Origin of the sequence: Kocuria sp. TGY1127_2 (genome assembly GCF_013394385.1) — a bacterium.
Taxonomy (GTDB): Bacteria; Actinomycetota; Actinomycetes; order Actinomycetales; family Micrococcaceae; genus Rothia.
In genome coordinates, this window is the sequence record NZ_AP022834.1 from 1,626,708 (window position 1) to 1,650,690 (window position 23,983).

Consider the following 23,983-nt stretch of genomic DNA (forward strand, 5'->3'; position numbering starts at 1 on the left):
CCGGAACAGCGGACGGTTTCCGCACCGGAGGGCCACCGGTGCGGAATCCGCCATGGGCGGGCAAACCTAGACGGCCTGCGCGGTCAGCGGGATTCGACCACCGGCCAGCACCATCTCTACCTGGCGGTCCGAGAGCCTATGGTGCAGCAACGTCTTGCGACCGCCGATGGTCCCCGTGATGTCGCGGCCGGTTGATAGGGCGTCGTGAAGTCCTTCGAGCACTACCACGTCGTCTTGTGAAGCGGCGTCGTAGTCCGCCGGGTCGTCGAATTCCAGGGCTAGGATGCCGAAGTTGGCAAGATTTTGCCAATGGATCCGCGCGAAGGACTTGGCAATCACGGCACGCAACCCCAGATAGCGAGGGGCAATCACGGCATGCTCGCGGGATGAACCCTGGCCATAGTTGTCTCCTGCGATCACCACATGATCTCCGTCGGCTTGGGCTGCCCTTTCCGGATATGTCGGGTCGATCCGGGTAAAACTGAACTCCGCGATCTTGGGGATATTACTGCGGTACGGCAGCACGCGCGAACCGGCAGGCATGATCTCGTCCGTCGAGACGTCGTCTTCCATAACCAAAAGCGCTGGAGCCTCGAGTCGATCTTCGAGCGGCTCGAATTCCGGCAGCGATGAGATGTTTGGACCCTTCACAAGCTCAACCTGAAGCGCCTGGTCCTTGTCCAGCGGAGGCAGCAGCATGTCCTCGTTGGCGCTGTACCTCTCGGGCATCCCCGGTCTCGGGTATTCAATGCCGTGACTCTCGGCAAGGGTTCGCGGATCCGTGATTTTCCCGGTCAGGGCCGCGGCTGCCGCCGTCTCCGGGGAGCACAACCACACAGCGTCCTCCTCCGTGCCCGAACGGCCCGGGAAATTGCGTGGCATGGTGCGCAACGAATTCCGGCCACTCGCCGGGGCCTGACCCATACCAATGCATCCCATGCAGCCTGACTGGTGGATACGGGCCCCCGAGGCAACGAGCGAAGTCAACCAGCCACCCGCGATCAGATCCGCGAGCACCTCCCGTGAGGTGGGGTTGGCGTCAACAGAAACCTGCGAGTCTGTTTGCTGACCCTCCAGGATCTCCGCGAAGACCGCAAAATCCCGGAGCCCAGGATTAGCGGAGGATCCGACGACGACCTGGAAGGCGTCCTCGTCTCCGACCTCGGCCACCGGAACCACGTTTCCCGGGGAAGAAGGCTTGGCAATGAGCGGTTCCAAGGAGGACAGGTCGATGTGCTCCTCGATGTCGTACGTTGCATCGTCGTCAGCCACGATCCGCTGATAGTCGTCGGCGCGGCCGACTGCGGCGAGGTAATCCCGCACAGCGTCATCGGCCGGGAACACGCTCGTGGTGGCTCCGAGTTCGGCTCCCATATTCGCGATCACGTGCCGGTCCATGGCAGTGAGTCCAGCAAGGCCTGGTCCGTGGTACTCGATCACGCGGCCTACACCGCCCTTCACACCGTGACGACGCAACATCTCCAGGATCACGTCCTTGGCCGAGACCCAGTCGGGCAGCTCGCCAGTCAACTCCACACCCCAAACCTCGGGCATGGTCACGTAGAGCGGTTGACCGGCCATTGCCATCGCGACCTCCAGGCCGCCGACCCCCACCGCGAGCATCCCCAGAGCGCCCGCAGCGCACGTGTGCGAGTCGGAACCGATCATAGTGGCACCAGGCCGGCCGAAACGAGACTGGTGCACCGGATGCGAAACCCCGTTACCGGCCTTGGAAAACCACAGGCCGAAACGCTGCGCCGCGGACTGCAGGAACAGGTGGTCGTCAGGGTTCTTCTCGTCGGTCTGCAACAGGTTGTGGTCCACGTACTGCACCGACAGCTCGGTCTGAATGCGTTCCAGGCCCATGGCCTCTAATTCGAGCATCACCATGGTGCCCGTGGCGTCCTGGGTAAGGGTCTGGTCAACTTTCAGGGCGATCTCCTCGCCTGGCGTCATCTCCCCCTCGATGAGATGATTCGCGATGAGTTTCTGGGTGACGTTCTGAGACACTATCCTGCCCTCCCGGCTCGAGATGAGCACCGAGTCAACTTTGACCCGGGCCCCTGACCCCAGGCTATGCCCCAGGAAACGAAAGGTTAAGCGCGGATGTCGGACCGTCCCGCCCGCGTCGTGCCCGGGGTCCGGGGCCACTCTGGGTCTTCGCCCCCGCATGAGACATCATATTCCTTTCAAAATTCGCTAGGCTGGGCGATCGTGTGAGGCCGCCGAGACGCGGGACGAGACCGATGCGGGCGATTGAAGCCGAGGAGTGACTGTGCCCACCAAGTATCCGAAACCGAGCCGACGAATCGGCGCCATCTTGGGAATGGTCCTCTTCTATCTCGTGATCTGGTTCGGGCTCGTGCTGCTCGTTGCCGGCCTCGGAATCCATTGGTTCTGGGGTGAGGTCAGTGTTCGACAGATGGCGACCAGCGTCAAGGACGTCGACTTATCGCACGGTTTCGCCAGTGAATGGCTGGGGTTCTTCGGAATCGTCGTCGTCCCGGCGGTCATTACTCTTGCCATTGCGCTTGTCCATCTCCTCCGTATCCGGAAAAGGCGGCTTGGTTCTTGGGATCCGCGTCCGCGGACGACACGTCGTATGACCCGGGCACTCTCCGCGAGCTTGGTCCTGATCCTGATTGTGACCGGAACATCGGTGTTTTCGAGCAGCGTGGGTCTGGCCGATTTCGTCCGCGCGGCGAGTTCCGACATGGACATCGGAGACTACTACGCCGAGCCGGAGATCACCGACTCCACGCACAAACGCAATATCGTGAATATCTATCTCGAATCCGGAGAACAGACCCTGGGCGACGAAAACCTGTTCGAGAAGGATCCCTATGCCCCTCTCGAAGATCGGACGGCAGATTGGCAGAGCGTCGAGAATTATCAGCAGTACGAAGGCGGAGGCTGGACCATGGCCGGGATGGTCTCGACGCAGTGCGGTATCCCGCTCAAGGGAACCAGTTCACCGTGGTACGGCGGTGGGAACACCGCTCCTCCGGACGGCATCGATTCCTACCTCAACGGCACGACGTGCTTGGGTGACGTACTCAAACAACAGGGGTACAAGAACGTGTTCATGGGCGGAGCCGGCGGCGAGTTCGCCAGCAAGGACACGTTCTTGCAAAACCACGGTTTCGACGAGACCAAGGACCTGGCAGATTGGAAGGCTGCCGGTGAGCCGGAAAAGAACTTCCGGGAGGATTGGGGTCTCAGCGACGAGAGACTATTGGACCACGCCAAGGACGAGATCGACCAGTTGCACGCCGATTCCGAAAAGACTGGACAGCCATTCAATCTTTCGACGCTGACTTTGGACACCCACGAACCCACCACGGTATACGACTATTGTCAGGTGGACACGAACAAAAAGCTGACATCGGTCTACCAGTGTTCCATGGAAAAAGTTGTCGACTATGTGAACTACATGGAGGAAAAAGGCTATCTGGACGACACCGCCGTTGTTATCCAGGGAGACCACCTCAAGCACATGGCATCCAGTGATTCCTTCCACAAGGAGCTGGACAAGAACAACAACCGCAGCATCTTCAATCGTGTGTGGGTGCCGGGTGAAGACCGGAATCGTCAGTTGCGTCCCGGTATGGACCAGCTCAGCATGTATCCGACGATGCTCGAGGCCGCCGGCCTGCAATTGAAGGACCATTCGGCAGGGCTGGGCGTCTCCGGATTCACGGACAGTATTCCTCAAGATTCAGCTCAGGCCCTGACCGCTCAGGAATATAGAGAGCTGCTGACGACGCGCTCCAAGAACTTCTACACGAAGGCGTGGGACGGCGAGCACGTCAGGAGCTAGGAACCGCAAAGACGAGCATGTGGGCGGGCGACCGACGCCTGAGGATGAAGCCGACCTTCCGGCAGCTGCGAGGAAAGACGTGAACCCACGGTCGTTCGTCGCACCCCCTGCATCAGCGACGATGAGTCCGTGTCGCCTCGGCGGCGAGCGCAGCTGGGGCGGGGTCGCGGATCGACCATCAGGCCGCGGCAACCCCCGGCAATCGCGTGACCTGCGCTACACCCCACCGGTAGACCTGAAGCCGAACCCGCACCGCCGCGGGCACCGGAACGTGAGGAGCGAAGATGACGACGCTGGGTGTTCAGATGATGATGCTCAAGGACCGAGTTGCCGTGGAGGGCATGTTCCCTGTCCTGGAGAGGATCAAGGGCCTCGGATACGAGTCGGTCGAGGTCTCCCAGATCCCGATGAACGAGGCGAATACCAACGATCTCGAGCGCGGCGTCCGCGAGCTCGGCCTGAGCGTTGGGGCCCTCTCCGTAGCGCTCAAGAAAACCGCAACGGCCACCGGCGACGCCCTGGACACCGATTTCGAGAAGGTCGTCTCGGACTGCCGGCGGCTCGACGTCTCATTCGTCCGCATCGGGATGATGCCGTTCGATGCGATGGCGTCCAAGGAGGCTTGCGAAGCGTGGGGGCGCGAGTGTGAGAAGGCCGGGCGACGTCTGGCCGCCGAAGGCATCACGCTTTGTTACCACAACCACCACGTGGATCTGGCCCAATTCGACGGCGAGCGCATCTTCGACATCGTTCGGCGTCTCGCCCCGAGTGTGCGATTCGAGGTGGACCTTCATTGGGTGCAGCGCGGAGGCATGAACCCGCTGGACATGCTCAAGGAGTACTCGGGGGTCTGCAAGCTCATCCACGTCAAGGATTATCGGGTGGTCCCGCTGCCTGCGGAGAATATGGCGCTCCTCGAGGACCAAACGCCCGAGGCTCACGCAGAGTTCATGCGCAGATTCGCCCTTCTTCCCCAATTCGCGGAAGTCGGTGCCGGCAATATGAACTGGCCGGAGCTCCTGCCGGCGGCGCTCGAAGCCGGAGCGGAACACTTCTTCGTTGAGCAAGATGAGCTCTACGGACGCGATCCTTTCGACTGCCTCGCCGATTCCAGGGAATACCTCCGCTCGATCGGTTACTGAAGCTTGAGCCCTGACACGGCTATCACGGAAAGGGCCTGCCGATGGTCATCGGCAGGCCCTTTGCAGCGCGTGGCCCGTGCACGTGGCCCACGAGGAGCAGCCCGACTAGCGCTGAGGGTACGTCCCTTCCTCGGCGATGTGCCGATTCAGCAGAGCCAAATGCTCTTCGGTATCGAAATCCAGGGGCACCTCCTCCCCTTTCCACGCGGACAGGTGGATCGCGTTGGCGAGCCGGACCCCGTTGATCCCGTCCGAGCCTGGCGCGAGAAGCGGCGTCCCATCCAGCACGTGGAGCGCGAAGTTCTCCAGGACACCGGTGTGTTGTTCGCCCCATACCGACTCGAATTCGAGGTCCTCCTCCTCGTAGAAATCGTGCGGATCGAGCGAACCCTGGAATAGTCCTCGCACCGCCTCCATATCGAGTCCTTTGGAGATCTCCTGCTCGTCGTCGCGCAGGCGGTAGATGTGCGCCTTCTTCGAGCCGTCCACCACGATCTTGCCTTTGTCGCCCAGGATTTCGAGACGGTCCGTGCCCACCAGATCGTGCGTCGCGGTGATGAAGACACCGGTCGTGCCGTTGCCGTAGTCCAGAACGGCGGTCACTTCGTCCTCCACCGGGATGTTCCGTCGGAAACCGAAAGCGGCCTTGGCGAAGACCGAGCGGGGAACCCCGCACATCCACTGCAGCAGATCGAGTTGGTGCGGAGCCTGATTGACCAGGACGCCGCCTCCCTCACCGCCCCAGGTGGCCCGCCACGCGGACTGGTCGTAGTAGCCCTGGGGGCGCCACCACGTGGTGATGATCCAGTTGGTGCGACGCAGGGTGCCGATATCCCCAGCATCAATGACGTCTTTGATTTTGCGGTACAGCGGATTGTTGCGCTGATTGAACATGATCGCGAACGGGACGTCGGGAGTCTCCTTTGCGACCCGGTTGAGCTCGGCCACCTGCTTCGTGTAGACGCCCGCTGGCTTCTCGACCAGCACGGGTGTCCCGTTACGAAGAGCCTCGATTCCCATCTCCGGGTGAAGGTAATGCGGTACGCACGTGACCACGGCGTCGACGTTCCCCGATGCCAGGACGTCGGAATAGCTCGAGAAAGTCGTGACCCCTGGGTGATCTCGCTCGGCCTGTGCGCGGCGCTCAGGGTCCGTGTCGCAGACCGCACCGATTCTCATGTGCGGCACGCGGCCTTCGGCAATGAATGTCGCATAAGTGGAACCTTGCGCACCGTATCCGATGATGCCGAGGCGAACCGTGTCTTGGGTTCCCGTGGATGTCATGTGTGTCTTCTTTCTATTTCTCGGTCTGTTGTGATGTCGTCTCCGGAACCGGTTCGCCGTGATTGTCGTTTCCGGACTCCGTGCCCTGCGCGGCGTCCGTGTCGGGCGGAACAACGGCTCGTCCGTCGGACATCGCGAGTTTCATCTGTTTGCGCGTCTCGTTCTCCTCCACGATCCGGCTGAACAACGTATCGGTCAACGGATAGCGAAGCATCACGAAGAAAGCGATCAAACATAGGACTGCCGGCAGAATCCCCGCGGTCAGCCGGATGCCCAAGACAGCGTGATCGGACTGCACCGCGGCGCCTCCCACGTATCCGGTCAAGCCGATCAGCCCCGCCGCGGCGGCACCGCCGAATGCCTGGCCCAGTTTCCGGACAAACGAGAAAACAGCGTATGTGGTGCCCTCGGTGCGGCGACCGGTTTTCCACTCGCCGTACTCGACAGTGTCCGCTTCCATGGCCCACATCAGCGTGTTGAGCAACCCGACACCAAGGCCCAGGAAGAAGAATGCGACGCACGCGAGCCAGGGCATGGACGGCGGGCACAGGAACACCAGGATCCCTCCGAGCATGAAAGCGACGGCTCCGGACAAGTAAACGAAGCGTTTGCCGTACCGCGCGACGGCGCGTCCGATGAATGGCGCGGCAACAAAGATCGACGCGGTCTGGATGAGCGTGAGAATCGAGAACAAGCCCGCGTTGCCCATGACGTCGCGAGCGAAGTAAATGCCCATTGTCTGCAGCGATACGTGGGAGGTCAGAACGATGATCGAACCAACGGACAGCCAAATCAGCGCCTTGTTCTTGGCCAGTACAACCACGGCCTGCTTCAGGCTGACCTGATCCTCCGGTGGGCGCACCACACGTTCTTTGGCGGTCAAGAACGTGAAGACGTACAGGGCGACGCCCAACACCACGAAGACCAGGGTGATCGTGGTCAACGATCCCTGCAGGCCCGTGGTTGCGTCGTGGGCCGCCGCGGCCTTGGCCGCGGACAGCTGCGCATCCGTTGCGTTCTCCTCGCCGCCTAGTGCGGACACCTTGTCCTGATACAGGTTCGCCGCGCTGAAGCGTTGTACGAGCGGGGCCACGACGATAGCAATCAACATGACCGCGACCTGGGAACCGATGGTTCGAAAGGTCGCGAGCTTTGCACGCTCGACGGGCGCCTGGGTCATCGCCGAGGCGAGCGAGCCGTACGGGATGTTGACCATGGAATAGAACATCATCATGATTCCGTAGGACAGATATGCCCAGAACAGCTTCATCGTGAGGCTGTCCGCTTCCGGAAGCGAGAAGACCCATACCGAGGTCAGCATGAGCGGTAGGCAGGACCAGAGGATCCATGGACGGAATTTGCCCCACCGGCTGACCGTTTTGTCCACCCAGCGCCCGACGACGATGTCCCCGATCCCGTCCCAGATGCGGACAATCAGGAAGATCGGGGCAGCATAAGCGGCCGGTATACCGACGACGTCCGTGTAGTAGAGCAGCAGGAACGTGCTGACCATGTTGAACGCGAGATTGTTGCCCGCGTCGCCGGCCGCATAACCCAGGAAGGACCGCAGCGGGAGTTTTTGGGTTGCGCCTTTCGAGGGGGCCGTAGCGGTCGACGCTTCGGTCTCGGAAACGGATGGGTGTGACATCGTTGTCATCCTTCGCTGTCAAAAAAGTGTCGCAAGCCACAAGTGGCCGTTGCTTTCCTACATCCTGGGGCCGGCCGCTCCTGCGAACTAGTGGTTGCCATTTGTTGTCGTCGCCGCTTCCCACGTCAGATCTGTGATCCAGGCAACAAATGGCAACCGATTGTCGCGCGTTCCCGGTTAGGCCAGGCTGGAGACCGGAAGACGTCACTCAATGAGGAGAAGTACATGTGGACTCTGTCTGGATTTGTCGACGAAATCTCGCCGGATTTCGAAACCCAGTGCGCCCATGCGCGCTCCTTGGGGCTCGAATACATCGAGTTCCGCAGCGCATGGGATACCAATGTTCTGGACCTTGACGACCAGCAGCTCGAGCAAGCGGTGGAAATCCTCGATCGACACGGCCTCAAGGTCTCGAGCATCGGCTCACCGATCGGCAAGATCGGAATCCACGACCCCATCGACCCCCATCTCGAGCGTGCTCGGCAAGCGGTCGACGTCGCTCACGTCTTTGGCGCGCCGTTCGTGCGCATCTTCTCCTTCTTCATGCCCGACGGCGAGGATCCGGACGGCCATCGGGACAAGGTCGTCGAACGCATGCGGGCACTCGCCGACGTCGCCGAGGAAGGCGGCGTGACCTTCTTGCACGAAAACGAGAAGAAGATCTACGGCGACATCCCGCGTCGGTGCGCGGACATCCTTGAGAGCGTCGGCTCACCGCGGCTCCGGGCGGCGTGGGACTCCGCGAACTTCGTACAGTGCGGTCTGCGCCCCTACTCCGAGGGTTATGCCCAGATCCGCCCGTATCTTGAGTATGTGCAAGTCAAGGACGCGCACCTGTCCGACGGCGAAGTGGTCGTGACCGGCGAGGGCGACGGCGAGCTGCGCGAGACCCTGGATGCCCTGGTCGCGGACGGATTCGACGGGTTCTTCTCACTCGAACCGCATCTGTCCACAACGCACGAGCTCGGAGGCTTCTCCGGACCCGAACTGTTCACCGAGGCACACACGGCTTTCACGAACCTGCTCAAGGAGAAGGGGATCCGGTACCAGTGACTCTTCGTGCCTTGATTGTCGGCTACGGTTCCGTGAGCGCTGTGCACGCCGAGGCGCTCACATCCATGCCCAACGCCCGCATCGTGGGCGTGTGCGACGTGAACCCGGAGCGGAGGACGGCAGCCGAACTCGAACTCGGGGTGCCCACCGCCCAATCCGTCGGTGACGCACTCCAAAGTTTCACCCCCGACGTCGTACACGTCACGACACCCCATGGTCAGCACGAGCCCGTGATTCTCGAGGCATTGCGAGCCGGGTGCGACGTGCTGACCGAGAAACCGCTCAGTTCCGATTTGGCTAGTGCGGAGAGGATTGCTGAGGCCGCCAGGACCCCGGGCCTCGGCCGTGCCGGACGTCGGCCGCGCGTCGGCGTGTGCTTCCAGAATCGTTACAACCTCTCGGCACGGGCTATGAAAGAGGTCGTGGAGGTCGGCGAATTCGGCGCGATCAAAGGAGCCGTGGCGACCGTCGCATGGCACCGTCCGCCCGAGTACTACACCGACAAACCGTGGCGCGGCACATGGTCCGGAAGCGGTGGCGGGCTGCTGATCAACCAAGCAATCCATACGGTGGATTTGCTCCAGTGGATTATGGGTCCCGTGGTCGACGTACGCGGGCGAGTCGGCACCGATGCCTTGAACGAAATCATTGAGGTCGAGGACACGGCAGCCTTGACCCTGACTCATGAGTCCGGCGTGCGGAGCGTCCTCATGGCAACCAATGCAGCCCCAGCGAATCTCCCCGTGACCATGGACGTCGTCATGGAGCGAGGACAGATGCGGTCCGGAACCGAACTATTGATTACGGGGGAAGGCACGCCGGACAAAGTGGTCAAGGAGCGCCTTCCATCGGACCGGTCCAAGGCATATTGGGGATCCTCCCACGTCGAACTCATCAGGGATTTCTACGAGGGTTTCGAGGCCGGCGAGAAATTCTGGATCGACCCGGACGAAGCGATGAATTCATTGCGCATCGTGAAGGCCGCCTACGACGGCGCCGGCGGATTCCCCGAGAGGGCCGGACGGGAATTGGACTCGACCAACCCTTATCTGGTGTGAAACCGTACGGCATCGCCGGCCTGGAATGTGCTGCCCAGAACCTTTCCGTACGCGGCGAACGCATCTGCATTAAGAGCGTGGTTCATCGGTTCTCCTGAACAAGTAATTTGGGGCAGTCACTCCAGTTTGTTCCCCGCGAGGTCCTCAGCCGACGGGCTCAGGCATCGGCTCCACGGCATATGCGAGTTCGATCGTGTTGCCGTTGGTCGGGTCCGTGAGGCGTACGCGCCACTTCGAGGCGAACTGGTCGACACCGGGGGCCATGGGGATCGTGCCTGAAATGAGGACAGTCCCGGAATGGGCATATCCCTTTTCCCGAAGCTGCTCGAGCCAATGCTCCGGAGGAAGGAGCTCAGCGAAGCTGCCGTCCTGAATCCGTGTCTCCTCGCCCGTGGAGTCGGCAACCCATGCCTCGATCCGGATGTCGTCGATGTGGTCCGCGACGTCGTCGAGGCGCCAAGCCTTCTTCGCAAGAACATCCGGCGAGGCGTTCTTGCTCCACGCCACGCCGTAAGTCTCAAGGTCGCGGTCGGTCTGGTCGCATGCGGCGGTGATGAGCACCCCCCCATCCGTCACAACAATGGCCCATTCGGCCTCACCGGAAGACTTTCCGCGCTGCACCGCGACGGTTTCCGTCTGCTGCGCGAGATACGGCGAGACCGGGTAGAGCGCAGGGATGGCCGCGGGGACGGGAACGCCCAGTTCGGCGAGTTCATCGATGTGTGCTTGTACGGAAGACTGATCGCGTCCGGCGTATCCCGCGTTGAACAGGCGAGTGACTTCGACGTCGGTGGTCGACCCATCGGGGAGTTCGAATCTGAGCATTGGTGGCCTACTTCCTTCTCGGGTAACCGCGACCGATCGGACCGGGTTGTCTCATTGTATACAACCAGTATAACGTTGACGCAATCATTGCGTGTGAAGCGTCACACGGCACCGACACGAAAGGCAGTCATGAGCACATCGACAATTGCCCGTCCACCTGTCACCAAGAAAGACCTCGTCAAGGCATTCGCCGCGAGTCTCAGTGGCACGACGCTCGAGTGGTATGACTTCGCGATCTATTCGGCGGCAGCCGCGATCGTACTTCCGGTACTCTTCTTTCCCACGGGCGATCCGATGGTCGGCGTTCTCCTCGCTTTCTCGACCTACGCTGTCGGGTACGTCTCCCGCCCGCTCGGCGGGATCGTCTTCGGGCGTCTCGGTGACAAGGTCGGCCGCAAGAAGGTCCTCGTGTGGACTCTGGTCCTGATCGGCGCCTCGACATTCCTCATCGGGCTGCTGCCTACGTACCAAAGCATCTCGTTCTTCGCCCCGCTCATCCTCGTGCTCCTGCGGTTTGCGCAGGGTGTGGGCGTCGGGGGCGAATGGGGTGGCGCTGTCCTGCTCTCCAGCGAATACGGCGACCCGCGCTACCGCGGTTTCTGGTCCTCCGCCGCGCAGATCGGCCCACCGGCCGGAAATCTCCTCGCCAACGGTGTCTTCGCGAGCCTCACCTTGCTGTTGTCCGAGGACGCGTTCTTCGCCTGGGGGTGGCGGGTGGCCTTCCTCATCTCCGCTGTGCTCGTCCTCTTCGGACTGTGGATCCGTCTCAAGCTCGAGGACACCCCTGTCTTCAAGGCCGTGGAAAAGTCCGGACAGCGTGCGGAGAAGCCCATTTCCGAACTCTTCCGAGACGAGCTGCGGCCTCTGATTGCGGCCGTTCTCTCCCGCATCGGCCCCGACGTCACGTACGCACTGTTCACCGTCTTCACCCTCACCTACGGCACCCTCGTCCTCGATCTCGACCGAACGACCGTCCTCGGCGCAGTGATGTTCGGTTCCGCATTCCAGATCGTATGCATTCCGCTGGCTGGATACGTCTCCGACCTGATCAACCGGCGTCTGCTCTATGGGATTTCGGCCGTCGGCACGGTCGTGTGGACGTTCGTCTTCTTCTCCCAACTGCAGGCCGGCAGCGCGCTGTGGATGTACATCGGCATTCCCATCGGGCTGTTCTTTCACTCGCTCATGTACGGCCCCCAGGCGGCATTCGTCGTCGAACAATTCTCTCCGCGGCTGCGATACACCGGCTCATCGCTCGCCTACACCATCGCCGGTGTGCTCGGTGGAGCGATCGCGCCGATGATGTTCACGCTGCTCCTCGATACGACGGGCACTTGGGCGTGGGTTGCCGTTTACCTGGCCGGAACGTGTGTCCTCACGATCATCGGGCTACTGCTCGGACGCGACAACAACGTGCAGGAAGATCTCGATCACCTCGAAAAAGTACAGGCGAGCACTGCCGATGCCTGAGATCGAATCCAATGGCCAGCACGGCAACCTGGCGGAAATCTCAGGGGATCGGGGTTTCGTGGAGCAGAAGGCACTGCGTCCGTTCAATGTGGTGCCGGATCGCGACTTCGGTCTCTGCTGCGTCACCGGCACGCAGGGCCTCAAGGATACGCGTATGCTCTTCGAGCACTTCGGCAGGACGCTGCGAGCTGGTCCACGTCGCCGAGATACCGAATCGCACATGCATCACCCGGAGGCGGGTGTAGAAATCCGACATCACTCTGTTCCCGGGGGCGTCCACCATCGCCGCATGAAACCGCTGATCTATAGAGATGAAGTCCGGGACCGTCTCCGAGGAGACCTGAAGATTCGCCTGTTGTTCCAGGAGGTCGGACATGGTTTCGAAGGGCACTCGGCCGGAGGCGAGAACCTGGCGGGCCGCCTCGAGCTCAATGAGGGTACGCATTTCCATCGTCTCCCGGATTGCCCGATCATCGCTCGGACGCACGTAGGCACCTCGATGGGTAATGAGTTCCACGAGTCCGTCGGAGGCAAGCATGATGAGCGCCTCGCGGATGGGAGTGCGGGAGAGCCCGAACTTGTCGACGAGATCTCCCTCATTGAGAAAGGTTCCTTGCACGGACGGGTCGGTCAGAACGAGATCACGCAGACGATCGTAGGCGTTCTGGCGTGCTGTGGGTCCCGTTAACTTCTGCATGATTCACAAGCCTACCGGTACCGGACCATGACGAACCCGGTGCCCACCGCATCGGACACACCGGAAGCACATCACACGAAATCGCAGGACGAAGACACATCCGAACACGATGAAGGAGCAGAACAATGAAGGCAGCACTCGTGCAAATGAATTCGGTGGCGGACCCCCGTGCGAACTTGCGCACGATCGCCGACCGCACGGCAAAGGCAGCGAAGAACGGCGCCAGCCTCGTCGTCTTCCCCGAAGCGACACAGACTCCATTTGGCACGGATCTCATGGCTGCCGCCGAGGAACTCGGTGGCCCTTGGACAACGCGCCTCGAGGCGATCGCCCGCGAGAACGGGGTTACCGTGATCGCCGGTATGTTCCGCCCCGGAACCGACGGCACCGTGAAGAACACGCTCGTGGCCCGTGGCGTTGATCCCGAGGGCACCGCCGTAGCCGCGCATTACGACAAGGTCCACCTGTTCGACGCGTTCGGGCACAAGGAATCAGATTCCGTCTCGCCCGGCCAGACGATCCGCACGTTCTCATTCGGTGATCTCACCATAGGGCTGGCCATCTGTTATGACGTGCGGTTCCCTCCCCTCTTCACGGCGCAGGCGCGCTCGGGTGCGGACGCCATCGTCGTGTCCGCATCGTGGGGGTCCGGCCCCGGGAAGATCGAACAGTGGGAATTGCTCGGTCAAGCAAGAGCATTGGATGCGACGGCATACGTACTCGCGTGCGGCCAGGCGGATCCGAGGATCACGGGTGCCCCAGCAGCCCAGGACAGCCCGACAGGAGTGGGACATTCGTACGTGGCAGGTCCGAAGGGAGAATTGATCGCTTCCGCCGACGCCGGTGACGAAATCATCTACGCGGAGCTGTCTCCCCACGTCGTTCGTCAGACGCGTGCTGCGATTCCGGTGCTCGCGAACTCGCTCCTCGAGGGCGAGGTGGCGGTAGTAGCCGAGTGAGCGGTATCGCTGCACACCGGGCCGGTGGAAATCCGGGCGACCTCGGGGTTCACCGCCGACCAGGATCGGCCCCGGAGACGCAGTACAAGCACTTCCTCATCCCCCGAGGAGCGCGGTGATCCCGTCGCGGGTGAAGTAGAGCAGGAATCCCGCTGAGACCAACCACATCAACCAGTGCACCTGACGGCCTCTGCCCGTGAGCACGTGAATCACGGCCCAGGAAATGAATCCGACGCCGATTCCATTGGCGATCGAGTATGTCAGCGGCATGGAGACGATGGTCAGGAAAACCGGAAGCGAGACGCGAAAGTCGTTCATCTCGATCTCTTGGATCTGGATGACCATCATGGCCCCTACGACGACGAGGGCCGCAGCACCGGCTTCCATGGGAATCACCTCGATCAACGGGGTGAAGAACATAGACACCAGGAATAGGCCGCCGCTCACGCAAGCTGCGAGGCCGGTTCGGGCACCCTCGGCGACGCCCGCGGCCGAATCCACGAATACGGTATTGGACGAGGCCGAAGCGGCGCCCCCTCCGATAGCGCCGATGCCTTCGACGATGAATGCTTGGCGGATTCTGGGAAAAGTGCCGTCCGGACGCGCGAGACCGGCATTGCCGGCGAGCCCCGTCATGGTGCCCATGGCATCGAAGAAGTTGGTGAACAACAAGGTGAACACCAGCATGATCACGGAAAGCAGGCCGATTCTTTCGATGGATCCGAAAAGGTCGAAAGCGCCGACGAGCCCGAAATCAGGCAGTGCAACGATGTGACTGGGCACTTCAGGAGCGCTCAGGTTCCACCCCTGGGGGTCCGGATGAACAGGGTCCCCCACCGTTCCCAAATGTGCAAAGGCCTGCACGATGATCGACACGACGGTTGCGACCACCATGCCGATGAGGATTCCACCTGGCACTCGACGGACGACCAGAACGCCGATCAGAAGAAGAGCGAACACGAATATGACCGTGGGCAATGCAGTGATGGAGCCGCCCTGGCCGAGTTGGACCGGTGGGCCGTCCGGGGTTCGGGTGACAAAACCCGAATTGACGAATCCGATGAATGCGATGAACAGACCGATGCCCACGGTGATTGCTTTCTTCAGCGGCGCCGGAACAGCATGGAAGATAGCCGTGCGGACGCCCGTGGCCCCCAAGAACACGATGATGACCCCATTGATGATGACCAGCCCCATCGCCTCCGGCCAGGTCACGTCATGCACCACGGAGACAGCGAGGAAGCTGTTCATACCCAATCCGGCAGCCAGAGAAAATGGCAGCCGAGCAACGAGGCCGAAGAGCACAGTGATGCAACCCGCCACAAGACCCGTCACGGCCGTCAGCTGTCCGAAGTCGAGGCTGTTCCCCTCCACATCCGGTGAGGCTCCGAGAATCAGGGGGTTGAGTACGACGATGTACGCCATGGCCACGAAAGCCACGAGTCCGCCCCGGAGCTCTTGTTTGACCGTGGACCCACGTGCGGTGATCTCGAAATAGCGGTCCAGGTTGGAACGCCGTCCCGTCGGTTTCTTTTCGGATTTGAGGTTGACTACAGCCATTGGGTGCCTCTTTTCCCTACCATTCCCAGAATTGAAATGGAGATTGTTTGTGGGGATTGGCGACGGTGAATTCTTACCCTTACGGAACTCTTGTCACGGCGGAGAAGGAGTCCCGAGCATTTGATGGTGGTTTATGGTCGAGCGGTAAACGCCCCTGAGCGCTTCACCTCGATTTCGAGCCGGCGACGTAGACGCTGTGAACGGTCCGATCGTCGCCGAGCAGCATCGTGGCAAACAGCAATTCCTCGGTGCTCTGTGCATAGTCGGCTCGCTGGCGGAGAACCGGGCTGGATTCGGGATCCAGGATCACGATGTCCGCCTCCTTCCCGGTCTCGAGGCTGCCGACCGCATGGTCCGTGCCCAGCGCCTCGGCCCCATCCAGTGTTGCCAGGCGAAGAGCTTCAAAAGATTCCAATGGTTCGCCGACGGAACGACTGACCTTGTAGGCCTCGTTGAGCGATGCGAGAGGCGAAAGGCTGGTGCCGGCGCCGACGTCGGATCCCAGCCCGATCCGCAGTCCTTCGTACCGTTGGTTTTTCTTGAGCTCGAAGAGACCCGAACCGAGAAATAGATTTGAAGTAGGGCAGTGCGCGAGGGAAGCCCTGGCAGATCCCAGTCGTTCCAGTTCGTTGGCGGAGACATGAGTCGCGTGCCCGAAGACCGAGCGGCGTCTGACCAGACCGAAACGTTCGTAGACGGCCGTGTAGTCGCTTTCATCCGGGAAAAGTCCGGAAACCCAATCGCATTCCGCAGGATTCTCCGAAAGATGGGTCTGGACCACCACGTCGGGATGGTCCTCCGCGATCTTCCCGAGAAGTTCCAATTGCCGGGATGACGACGTCGGGGCAAATCGCGGAGTCAGTGCGTATTCCAGTCGTTCCACCCCGTGCCACTCTTCCAGCAGCTGAAGGCTCTCCTCGTATGCCTGCTCCGGAGTATCGAGCAGGTACTCGGGGGCGTTGCGGTCCATACAGACCTTCCCCGTCATCAGACGGAGGTTCTTGGCTCGAGCCGATTGGAACAGCGCACGGGCCGACTCCGGATGGACCGTGGAGTAAGCGCACGCCGAGGTGACGCCGTGGGCGATGAGCTGATCGGTAAAGAAATTCGCCATTTCGGCGCAATGCTCGCGATCCGCGAAGCGGCCTTCGGCGGGGAACGTGTAATTCTCCAGCCATTCGAGGAGCTGTAGGCCTGGCGAAGCGATCATGTTCATCTGCGAGTAGTGGACGTGGCAGTCGACGAAACCCGGAACGACCAGGCGATCGCCATAGGCCTCTATCGATCCCGTCGGGTATGTCTTGACGATGTCCGTTGCCTCGCCCACCGCGATGATGCGACCTTCCCTCACCGCTATGGCACCGTTTTCGAGGTCCATGGTCTCTTTCGCCGACCCCTGGACTGGGGTTACCACGTGGCCTGTGATGATCCGGATAGCCGCGGATCTCGCCCTGGGCATGCCATCCTCGTGTCTTTCGGTGATGTTCATGGCGCAATTCCTCCGTTGGTCACTGTGCTGCCTTGATTCCGGTCGGCCCGCGTGAGGGCCGGCTTCCGGCTAGTCCTGCGGCGCCTTCCGTGCTACCGGTTTGTCTCCGTCGAGGATCATTCGGATTTGGCTCGTATCGGTCACCTCACCGGAAGCGATCGCTTCCTGGACCTCAGTTGTCCTCGAGTCCGGAACGCAAGGCACCTCTTCGCCGTCCCGGTCGACGAGCTTGCCGTCGGTCACGACGTCACCCTCCTGAAGCTTCTCGAGATCCGATGACGTGAGATAACGGACCGGCCTGGCGGCGAATACCGACGCACCCTTGGAATTTCCGAGATGAATCTCATTGAAGATGAGATTCAGGAGCACGGCCATGATCGCGGCCGAGGAGATTCCGGAGGAGAAGATCGTCTGGAACCAGGACGGAAAATCTTGGTAGATGTCCGGTTGGACCATGGGGATCATCCCGAAGGCCAGGGAAACGGAAACGATGATGAGGTTCATATTCCCTTCGTAGGAAACCCCTTTCAGCGTGCGGATGCCCGAGCCCGCAACGGTCCCGAACAGGACGATCCCCGCACCGCCCAGGACCGGCATGGGAATCGCGGCCACGACTTGGCCCAGAACCGGCAGGAGGCCCATGACCACCAGAATCACTCCGCCCGTGGCCACCACGAATCGGCTCTTGACCCCGGTTAGGGCGATCAACCCGATATTCTGCGAAAAAGCGGTCTGCGTGAATGACCCGAAAACTGGTGCGGCGGCGGAAGACAGCATGTCCGCCCGGAGGCCGCGAGCAATCCGACGACGACCTACGCGTGTCCCGACCACTTCGCCGACCGCCAACAGATTTGCAACCGATTCCGTCATCGCGACGAGGATCACGATCACCATCGAGATGATCGCGGCAGGATCGAAAGTCGGCCACCCGAATCCGAATATCTCCGGCGGCGCAGCCCATGCCCCCTCCCCGACGCCGGAGAAATCGGTCAGTCCCATGAACAACCCGGCGATCGTGCCGGCGACGAGTCCCAAGAGGATCGAAAGGCGGGACAATGCCGCCGAACCGACCTTGCTGAAGACCAGCGTGATCGCGAGGGTCATGAAGGCGAGGAGCACATTGGCCATGGAACCGTAGTCCGAAGCCTTCGCGTCGCCGCCCATTGACCAGTCGGAGGCAACGGGAATCAGGCTCAGCCCGATCCCCGCAATAACCGTTCCGGTGACGACGGGTGGCAGGAACCGAACCACCGAAGCAAAGAACGGAGCGATCAGGAATCCGACGATGCTCGCGACAATCACCGCCCCAAGAACGGTCGTGATGTTGCTGCCGGGCGTGGCCAGGATGGCCAACATGGTGGCCACGCCGCCGAAGGTGACGCCCTGGACCACGGGAAGTTTGGCTCCGAGAAATGGCACTCCCACGCTCTGCAGAATTGTGGCCAAACCGCCTACAAAGAGGCTGGCCGTGACCATGATGGCGGTCCGACCCGCCGATAGTCCCAGGGCATTGGCCATGACCAGGGGTACCGCGATGATTCCGCCGTACATCGTCAAGACGTGCTGAAGACCAAAAGTGATCAGCTTGCCGGCGGGCAACCATGCATCCTCGGGGCGATCGGACGAGGCGGGCACTGACGTCCGCCGAGGTGGTTTTTTGACGGTTTTCTCGCTGGTCATCGTATAGAACCTTCCCGAACGCGGGGGCCGGAGCGGCAATGCGGCCCGTCCCTGGTCCGTGGGAAATACGGAATTTATTTCATGATGCGGTATCTAAGATCCGCATCGTGGACCCAGTGTAACCTGAGTCACTCAGATTTTGACAAGCCCCTCGAGGAGAAAGTTCGTGATTTCTTGACTGGGCACCTCGTCAACCGTCAGTGCCGCATTTTTTGCACGAAATGCCGAGAACAAGCCGAAGCGCATTCATTTTTCGGCACAACCCGGGACACTGCGTCACCAATCCACAGACCCCGGAACCCGACACCCCCTGCCGCCGGGAAGTTCACAGAGATGCCCCTGACACCCCAATAAGGGAACCCAGAACGACACGTGAGTTTCCACGATGTGGATTCCAAATTCCATCAGGAGTGCTAACATGACCGGAACACAAATATTGGAGAGCCACATCACACTCTACGGGGTGGTTGTGACGCACCTCGTCAGGGGCAGCGGGAAAAAGGCCCCCGAGGCGCCTCCCGCTCTCAGAGCGTTCAGAGAATCCGAAGAACTAGGAGGACGTGATGATGGGTTCATTTCACATCACCGTCAACGGCCAACCCCGAGAAGATGCCAACGTACCTGTGTACCTCAATCTGCTGGACTGGCTCCGCAATCTGGGCCTCACCGGTGCCAAAGAAGGTTGTGCAGAAGGGGAATGCGGCGCGTGCGCCGTCCTGATCGCTCGACCGGACGGTGACGGGGGTTCCCGATGGACGTCCGTCAACGCGTGCCTGACACCGGCACTCGCATGCAACGGCCAGGAGGTCATCACCTCGGAAGGGCTCGGGACCTGCCCCGGACCAGGGTCCGATGAGGACCTTCACCCTGTACAGCGCGAAATGGCCTACCGTGGCGGATCCCAGTGCGGCTTCTGCACCCCCGGCTTCATCTGCTCGATGGCCGCCGAGTACTACCGACCCGAACGCGCCACCGAATCCGTCTCCGAGGCGACCGAAGAGATGGGTGGCAACGGTTTCGACCTGCACGCCCTATCGGGAAACCTCTGCCGTTGCACCGGATACCGTCCCATCAAGGATGCCGCATATGCACTCGAGACACCGGACAAGGACGACCCCCTGTTCGAACGCCAATCGTCCTCGGCTCCGCCGGCGTGCCGCACCGAAGTGCACACCGAGACCTCGACGTTCGTCCGCCCTTCCAGCATTGAGGAATTGGCGCAACGGTGCGCGGACCACCCGGATGCGGTGCTCCTCGCCGGTGGGACCGATGTCGGGGTCGAAACCAATATTCGGCATATTCGCCCCGAGACGGTCCTGGCCATCGATCACCTCGAGGGGCTCCGCTCTTTCCGATTCGCGGAGGACTACGTGGAGCTCGGAGCCTCAATGACCCTTTCTGAACTGGAGCGTGGCCTGGACGGTCGGATTCCGCTGCTTGCCCAGCTCATCCCCCAGTTCGCATCACGGCTGGTGCGCAACAGCGCTACGTTGGGCGGCAACCTCGGCACGGGGTCGCCAATCGGCGACTCCGCTCCCGTACTCCTGGCCCTGGACGCTTCCCTCGTATTGTTCTCGACGTCGGGCGAGCGCACCGTGCCGATCTCCGAATACTTCACCGGGTACAGACAGACCGTCCGGGAACCGGGAGAGTTCATTCGCGCGGTCCGAATCCCGATGCCACTCTCGGAAACCACGGCTTTCTACAAGGTCGCCAAACGACGATTCGACGACATCTCATCGGTCGCAACGGCCTTCTCCATGCAGCTCGAACAAGGTCGCATTTCCTCGATTCGGATCGGAATGGGTGGTGTCGCGGCCACGCCCATTCGTGCGCTCGCCGCCGAGCGAGCCCTTGTGAACCAGCCATGGACGGAGGAGACGGCCCGTGAGGCCTCCGCCCTGATGACCGCCGAAAGCACACCCATGGACGACCACCGCGCGAGCTCGCGCTATCGATCACAAATGCTCGAGCAGAGCATGATGCGATTCTTCGCCCAATACCGTCCCTCCGAATACATAGGAGCGAAATCATGAACACGGTCACCCAACCCCCAGCCAGCTCGAACCCTGCCGGCGTCGGCACGCGAGTCTCCCATGAGAGCGCCGCGCTACACGTCACCGGTGAGGCCCTGTATACCCACGACCTCGCCACCCGGGACAAGAGCGCCCTTCACGCTTGGCCCGTCCAATCCCCTCACGCCCACGCGTTCGTCACCTCCCTGCGCACCGAACGTGCCCGCAAGGTCCCGGGTGTTGTTGAGGTCCTGACGGCCGAGGACGTGCCGGGACTCAATGACGCCGGCGTCAAACACGATGAGCCTCTTTTCCCCTCCGAGGTCATGTACTTCGGACATGCCGTGTGCTGGGTCATCGGCGAGACCACGGAGGCAGCCCGGCAGGGCGCGGAGGCCGTGGAGATCGACTACGAGCCTCTGTCCTCGATCGTGACCCTTCCTGAGGCGATCGATTCAGGCAGTTTCCAGGGCCCGCAGCACCTCTTGGAACGTGGTCAATCCGGTCCCGCGCTCGATAATTCTGCGCACCGGTTCCGCGGGACTTTCGAATTCGGCGGGCAGGAACATTTCTACCTGGAGACGCACGCATCCTATGCGCGCGTGGACGAGGGTGGTCAGGTCCTGGTCAATTCCTCGACCCAGCACCCGTCCGAGACCCAGGAAATCGTGGCCCACGTGCTGGGGCTGTCCAGCCACGACGTCACGGTCCAATCTTTGCGCATGGGCGGCGCATTCGGCGGCAAGGAAATGCAGCCACATGGTCTCGCAGCCATCGCCGCGATCGCGACTGTGCGCACGGGAAAGCCGGTCAGCCTGCGACTGACCAGGACACAGGACATCACCATGACCGGAAAACGTCATCCGTTCCACGCGGAGTGGGAGGCCGGTTTCGACGAGCAAGGCAGGTTCACGGCCCTCGAGGCCACCCTGACCGCCGATGGCGGCTGGGCGATGGATCTTTCGGAGCCCGTGCTCTCCCGGGCCATGTGCCACATAGACAATGCCTACATGATCCCCAACGTGTCGGTCACCGGAAGAATCGCCCAGACGAATAAAACCTCCCAGACCGCATTCCGAGGATTCGGCGGCCCCCAGGGAATGCTGGTCCTGGAGAACATTCTCGGCCGCTGCGCTCCCTTGATCGGGCTCGATGCCGGCGAGCTTCGCCGCCGTAACTTCTATCAGCCCGGCGACACCACACCCTACGGCCAACCGGTTCGGCATGCCGAACGGATCGCGGAGATCTGGGGGACGCTGAACGAACGCGCGGACGTGGTGCGCCGGAAGGCCGAAATCGCGGAATTCAACGCCGCGCACACTGATACCAAAAAGTCCCTGGCCATGACACCGGTCAAGTTCGGAATTTCGTTCAACTTCGCTGCCTTCAACCAGGCCGGAGCCCTGGTACACGTCTACAAGGACGGTTCCGTGCTCATCAATCATGGCGGCACCGAGATGGGGCAGGGGCTGCACACCAAAATGCGGCAGGTCGCCGCAACGACCCTTGGGGTGGGTCTGGAGCGGGTGCGCTTGGCGCCGACTCGCACGGACAAGGTGCCCAATACCTCCGCGACGGCCGCGAGCTCCGGCGCAGATCTCAACGGCGGCGCGGTGAAGAACGCGTGTGAGCAGATTCGGGGGCGCCTGGCACAGGTCGCCGCAGGAAAGTTCGGCGCCAATCCACACGACGTTCGATTCGAGGATGACGGCGTCGCGGCGCTAGGCAAGGACCCTGTACGTTTCGAAGAGGTGGTCTCGGATGCCTACTTGCAAAGGGTTCAGCTCTTCGCCGCTGGTTACTACCGCACCGAGGGAATCCACTGGGACTCTGCGAATATGCACGGTTCCCCCTTCAAGTACTTCGCCTATGGTGCCGCTGCGACCGAGGTGGAGGTCGATGCTTTCACCGGGGCTTACCGTGTACTCAGGACCGATATCGTGCACGACGTCGGAGACTCGCTGTCCCCATTGGTGGACGTGGGCCAGATCGAAGGCGGATTCGTCCAAGGCACGGGGTGGTTGACCCTCGAGGAGCTTCGCTGGGACACCTCCGACGGCGAGAGGAGGGGGCGCCTCGCGACGCAGGCAGCGAGCACGTACAAGCTGCCGAGCTTCTCCGAACTTCCTGAAGAGTTCAACGTCCACCTCTACGAGCGGGCCACCGAATCGGGGGTCGTCTACGGCTCCAAGGCCGTCGGAGAGCCGCCGCTGATGCTTGCGATGAGCGTGCGGGAGGCCCTGCGAACCGCGGTCGAGGCATTCGGCCCCGAGGGGGTCGAAGTAGACCTGGGATGTCCTTCCACACCAGAAGCGGTGTTCTGGGCAATCCAGGAAGCAAGGGGCAAGGTTGCCGGTGGTGAGGCTGTGCGAGCCGAAGAAGATCGAGAAGACGTCGGCAGCGCACCGGGGCCGGGCCCTCACGCTGCCAAGTCTCCGGAACCTGAAACCGAGTCCGTCTGATGGAATGGTTGGCTGGTCTCCAAGAGCTGCACGAGGAAGGGGCCGCGGGGGTTCTGGTGACTTTGACATCGGTGCGAGGTCACGCCCCTCGCGCGGCCGGGGCAAAGATGGTCGTGGCCCGTGGCCGTGCGTGGGACACCGTCGGCGGCGGGAATCTCGAGGCCACCCTGACGGAGCAGGCGCGCGAAATGCTGAGCGCTGGCGAATCCGATCCCCGTTCCGAGGAGATCTCCCTCAACGAACACGCCACGACCCGGTACGGTCAGCAGTGCTGCGGCGGGAAGGTCACGGCCCTTCTCGAGCCGATTGCCGCACCGCCCGTCGTTGCAATCTTCGGAGCCGGGCACGTGGGTCTCGAGGTGGCCCGGGCCTTGTCCCGCCTCCCCGTGACCTTGAACCTGACGGACAGCCGCCAGGCCGCAGTCGATGCGGCCGAAGCTCTCAAGCCCCTCGACGGTTCCGCAACACTTCGCGTGAACCATGCTCCGGCTCCGGAAGCAGTTTTGAAGGAGCTGCCCGCGGGTAGCCACATTCTGATCATGTCCCACGACCACTCCGAGGACCTCATTCTGTGCGATACGGCTTTGGGACGCGATGACCTTGCTTCGGTGGGGTTGATCGGTTCCTCAGCCAAGTGGGCACGCTTTCGGAAGCGATTGCTGGATCTGGGGCACAGCGAGGCAGCCCTTGACGGGATCACGTGCCCCATCGGTATCCCCGGAATCGACGGAAAATCGCCCGCAGTCATTGCAATCAGCGTGGTGGCGGCCCTAGCCCAGGTGATCGACTGGCCCTGAGTGCCGCGGGTTGAGCGTCCCGTG

The 23,983-nt window shown here is 61.8% G+C and carries 17 protein-coding genes; 9 read left to right on the forward strand and 8 right to left on the reverse strand.

Features of this window, described 5'->3' with window-relative positions; all coding sequences use genetic code 11:
* Nucleotides 1-66 precede the first annotated feature (66 nt).
* Nucleotides 67-2,010 carry an aconitate hydratase gene (locus sake_RS07345; protein ID WP_178945726.1) on the reverse strand — a complete coding sequence of 648 codons (1,944 nt, stop codon included), beginning with the start codon at nucleotides 2,008-2,010 and terminating at the stop codon, nucleotides 67-69.
* A gap of 265 nt (nucleotides 2,011-2,275) precedes the next feature.
* On the opposite strand from sake_RS07345, the gene sake_RS07350 reads away from it, so the two are divergent.
* Together sake_RS07350 and sake_RS07355 are read left to right on the forward strand one after the other, a co-directional pair.
* On the forward strand, nucleotides 2,276-3,820 hold the full coding sequence (locus tag sake_RS07350; protein ID WP_238147591.1) for a sulfatase-like hydrolase/transferase: 1,545 nt from the start codon (nucleotides 2,276-2,278) through the stop codon (nucleotides 3,818-3,820).
* 284 nt (nucleotides 3,821-4,104) lie between these two features.
* Complete coding sequence (locus sake_RS07355; RefSeq protein ID WP_129359537.1) at nucleotides 4,105-4,962, forward strand: sugar phosphate isomerase/epimerase; 858 nt, start codon at nucleotides 4,105-4,107, stop codon at nucleotides 4,960-4,962.
* A gap of 105 nt (nucleotides 4,963-5,067) precedes the next feature.
* Here the strand turns inward: sake_RS07355 and sake_RS07360 are convergent, their stop codons facing one another.
* Together sake_RS07360 and sake_RS07365 are read right to left on the reverse strand one after the other, a co-directional pair.
* Nucleotides 5,068-6,246: a Gfo/Idh/MocA family protein gene (locus tag sake_RS07360; protein WP_129359536.1), complete on the reverse strand. Its 1,179-nt coding sequence runs from the start codon at nucleotides 6,244-6,246 to the stop codon at nucleotides 5,068-5,070.
* 13 nt (nucleotides 6,247-6,259) lie between these two features.
* Nucleotides 6,260-7,894, reverse strand: a complete 1,635-nt coding sequence (locus sake_RS07365; RefSeq protein ID WP_165000958.1) for a glycoside-pentoside-hexuronide (GPH):cation symporter — start codon at nucleotides 7,892-7,894, stop codon at nucleotides 6,260-6,262.
* Between the two features lie 225 nt (nucleotides 7,895-8,119).
* On the opposite strand from sake_RS07365, the gene sake_RS07370 reads away from it, so the two are divergent.
* Together sake_RS07370 and sake_RS07375 are read left to right on the forward strand one after the other, a co-directional pair.
* Entirely contained in the window at nucleotides 8,120-8,947 is an 828-nt protein-coding gene (locus sake_RS07370) for a sugar phosphate isomerase/epimerase (RefSeq protein WP_129359534.1), read from the forward strand.
* Nucleotides 8,944-10,005, forward strand: a complete 1,062-nt coding sequence (locus tag sake_RS07375; RefSeq protein ID WP_243155662.1) for a Gfo/Idh/MocA family protein — start codon at nucleotides 8,944-8,946, stop codon at nucleotides 10,003-10,005. Before sake_RS07370 ends, sake_RS07375 begins: the two co-directional genes overlap by 4 nt.
* Before the next feature lie 144 nt (nucleotides 10,006-10,149).
* Here sake_RS07375 and sake_RS07380 read toward each other — a convergent pair whose 3' ends face one another.
* Nucleotides 10,150-10,830, reverse strand: coding sequence for a DUF2848 domain-containing protein (locus tag sake_RS07380; RefSeq protein ID WP_178945727.1), 681 nt, complete (start codon nucleotides 10,828-10,830; stop codon nucleotides 10,150-10,152).
* A 129-nt stretch (nucleotides 10,831-10,959) separates the two neighbouring features.
* Here sake_RS07380 and sake_RS07385 point away from each other — a divergent pair, with 129 nt between their 5' ends.
* A complete protein-coding gene (locus tag sake_RS07385; RefSeq protein WP_129359532.1) occupies nucleotides 10,960-12,300 on the forward strand; it encodes an MFS transporter in 1,341 nt (446 codons plus the stop codon).
* Between the two features lie 40 nt (nucleotides 12,301-12,340).
* Here sake_RS07385 and sake_RS07390 read toward each other — a convergent pair whose 3' ends face one another.
* Nucleotides 12,341-12,997: a GntR family transcriptional regulator gene (locus sake_RS07390; RefSeq protein ID WP_129359531.1), complete on the reverse strand. Its 657-nt coding sequence runs from the start codon at nucleotides 12,995-12,997 to the stop codon at nucleotides 12,341-12,343.
* Nucleotides 12,998-13,122: 125 nt separating this feature from the next.
* On the opposite strand from sake_RS07390, the gene sake_RS07395 reads away from it, so the two are divergent.
* On the forward strand, nucleotides 13,123-13,956 hold the full coding sequence (locus sake_RS07395) for a carbon-nitrogen hydrolase family protein (protein WP_129359530.1): 834 nt from the start codon (nucleotides 13,123-13,125) through the stop codon (nucleotides 13,954-13,956).
* 96 nt (nucleotides 13,957-14,052) lie between these two features.
* Here the strand turns inward: sake_RS07395 and sake_RS07400 are convergent, their stop codons facing one another.
* The 3 genes from sake_RS07400 to sake_RS07410 all read right to left on the reverse strand — a co-directional run bounded on the left by sake_RS07400 (nucleotide 14,053) and on the right by sake_RS07410 (nucleotide 18,685).
* Nucleotides 14,053-15,516 (reverse strand): NCS2 family permease, encoded by a 1,464-nt coding sequence (locus sake_RS07400; protein WP_129359529.1) that lies wholly within the window; start codon nucleotides 15,514-15,516, stop codon nucleotides 14,053-14,055.
* Between the two features lie 163 nt (nucleotides 15,517-15,679).
* Nucleotides 15,680-17,005 carry a guanine deaminase gene (guaD, locus tag sake_RS07405; RefSeq protein ID WP_197964414.1) on the reverse strand — a complete coding sequence of 442 codons (1,326 nt, stop codon included), beginning with the start codon at nucleotides 17,003-17,005 and terminating at the stop codon, nucleotides 15,680-15,682.
* A 69-nt stretch (nucleotides 17,006-17,074) separates the two neighbouring features.
* Nucleotides 17,075-18,685: a nucleobase:cation symporter-2 family protein gene (locus sake_RS07410; protein ID WP_178945728.1), complete on the reverse strand. Its 1,611-nt coding sequence runs from the start codon at nucleotides 18,683-18,685 to the stop codon at nucleotides 17,075-17,077.
* Between the two features lie 566 nt (nucleotides 18,686-19,251).
* On the opposite strand from sake_RS07410, the gene sake_RS07415 reads away from it, so the two are divergent.
* Genes sake_RS07415 through xdhC form a run of 3 tightly spaced genes read left to right on the forward strand, consistent with a single transcriptional unit; the run spans nucleotide 19,252 to nucleotide 23,959 of the window.
* Nucleotides 19,252-20,721 carry a xanthine dehydrogenase small subunit gene (locus sake_RS07415; protein ID WP_129360113.1) on the forward strand — a complete coding sequence of 490 codons (1,470 nt, stop codon included), beginning with the start codon at nucleotides 19,252-19,254 and terminating at the stop codon, nucleotides 20,719-20,721.
* Nucleotides 20,718-23,162: a xanthine dehydrogenase molybdopterin binding subunit gene (gene xdhB, locus sake_RS07420; protein WP_129359527.1), complete on the forward strand. Its 2,445-nt coding sequence runs from the start codon at nucleotides 20,718-20,720 to the stop codon at nucleotides 23,160-23,162. The genes sake_RS07415 and xdhB overlap by 4 nt, the downstream gene beginning before the upstream one ends.
* Nucleotides 23,162-23,959: a xanthine dehydrogenase accessory protein XdhC gene (gene xdhC / locus sake_RS07425; RefSeq protein WP_129359526.1), complete on the forward strand. Its 798-nt coding sequence runs from the start codon at nucleotides 23,162-23,164 to the stop codon at nucleotides 23,957-23,959. The genes xdhB and xdhC overlap by 1 nt, the downstream gene beginning before the upstream one ends.
* Nucleotides 23,960-23,983 lie beyond the last annotated feature (24 nt).

Excerpts from the sequence above, each read along its gene's own strand:
- sake_RS07355 (WP_129359537.1), top strand. The coding sequence starts at position 4,105 with ATGACGACGCTGGGTGTTCAGATGATGATGCTCAAGGACCGAGTTGCC.
- sake_RS07360 (WP_129359536.1), bottom strand. The coding sequence starts at position 6,246 with ATGACATCCACGGGAACCCAAGACACGGTTCGCCTCGGCATCATCGGA.
- sake_RS07365 (WP_165000958.1), bottom strand. The coding sequence starts at position 7,894 with ATGTCACACCCATCCGTTTCCGAGACCGAAGCGTCGACCGCTACGGCC.
- sake_RS07370 (WP_129359534.1), top strand. The coding sequence starts at position 8,120 with ATGTGGACTCTGTCTGGATTTGTCGACGAAATCTCGCCGGATTTCGAA.
- sake_RS07380 (WP_178945727.1), bottom strand. The coding sequence starts at position 10,830 with ATGCTCAGATTCGAACTCCCCGATGGGTCGACCACCGACGTCGAAGTC.
- sake_RS07385 (WP_129359532.1), top strand. The coding sequence starts at position 10,960 with ATGAGCACATCGACAATTGCCCGTCCACCTGTCACCAAGAAAGACCTC.
- sake_RS07390 (WP_129359531.1), bottom strand. The coding sequence starts at position 12,997 with ATGCAGAAGTTAACGGGACCCACAGCACGCCAGAACGCCTACGATCGT.
- sake_RS07395 (WP_129359530.1), top strand. The coding sequence starts at position 13,123 with ATGAAGGCAGCACTCGTGCAAATGAATTCGGTGGCGGACCCCCGTGCG.
- sake_RS07400 (WP_129359529.1), bottom strand. The coding sequence starts at position 15,516 with ATGGCTGTAGTCAACCTCAAATCCGAAAAGAAACCGACGGGACGGCGT.
- guaD (WP_197964414.1), bottom strand. The coding sequence starts at position 17,005 with ATGAACATCACCGAAAGACACGAGGATGGCATGCCCAGGGCGAGATCC.
- sake_RS07410 (WP_178945728.1), bottom strand. The coding sequence starts at position 18,685 with ATGACCAGCGAGAAAACCGTCAAAAAACCACCTCGGCGGACGTCAGTG.
- sake_RS07415 (WP_129360113.1), top strand. The coding sequence starts at position 19,252 with ATGGGTTCATTTCACATCACCGTCAACGGCCAACCCCGAGAAGATGCC.
- xdhB (WP_129359527.1), top strand. The coding sequence starts at position 20,718 with ATGAACACGGTCACCCAACCCCCAGCCAGCTCGAACCCTGCCGGCGTC.
- xdhC (WP_129359526.1), top strand. The coding sequence starts at position 23,162 with ATGGAATGGTTGGCTGGTCTCCAAGAGCTGCACGAGGAAGGGGCCGCG.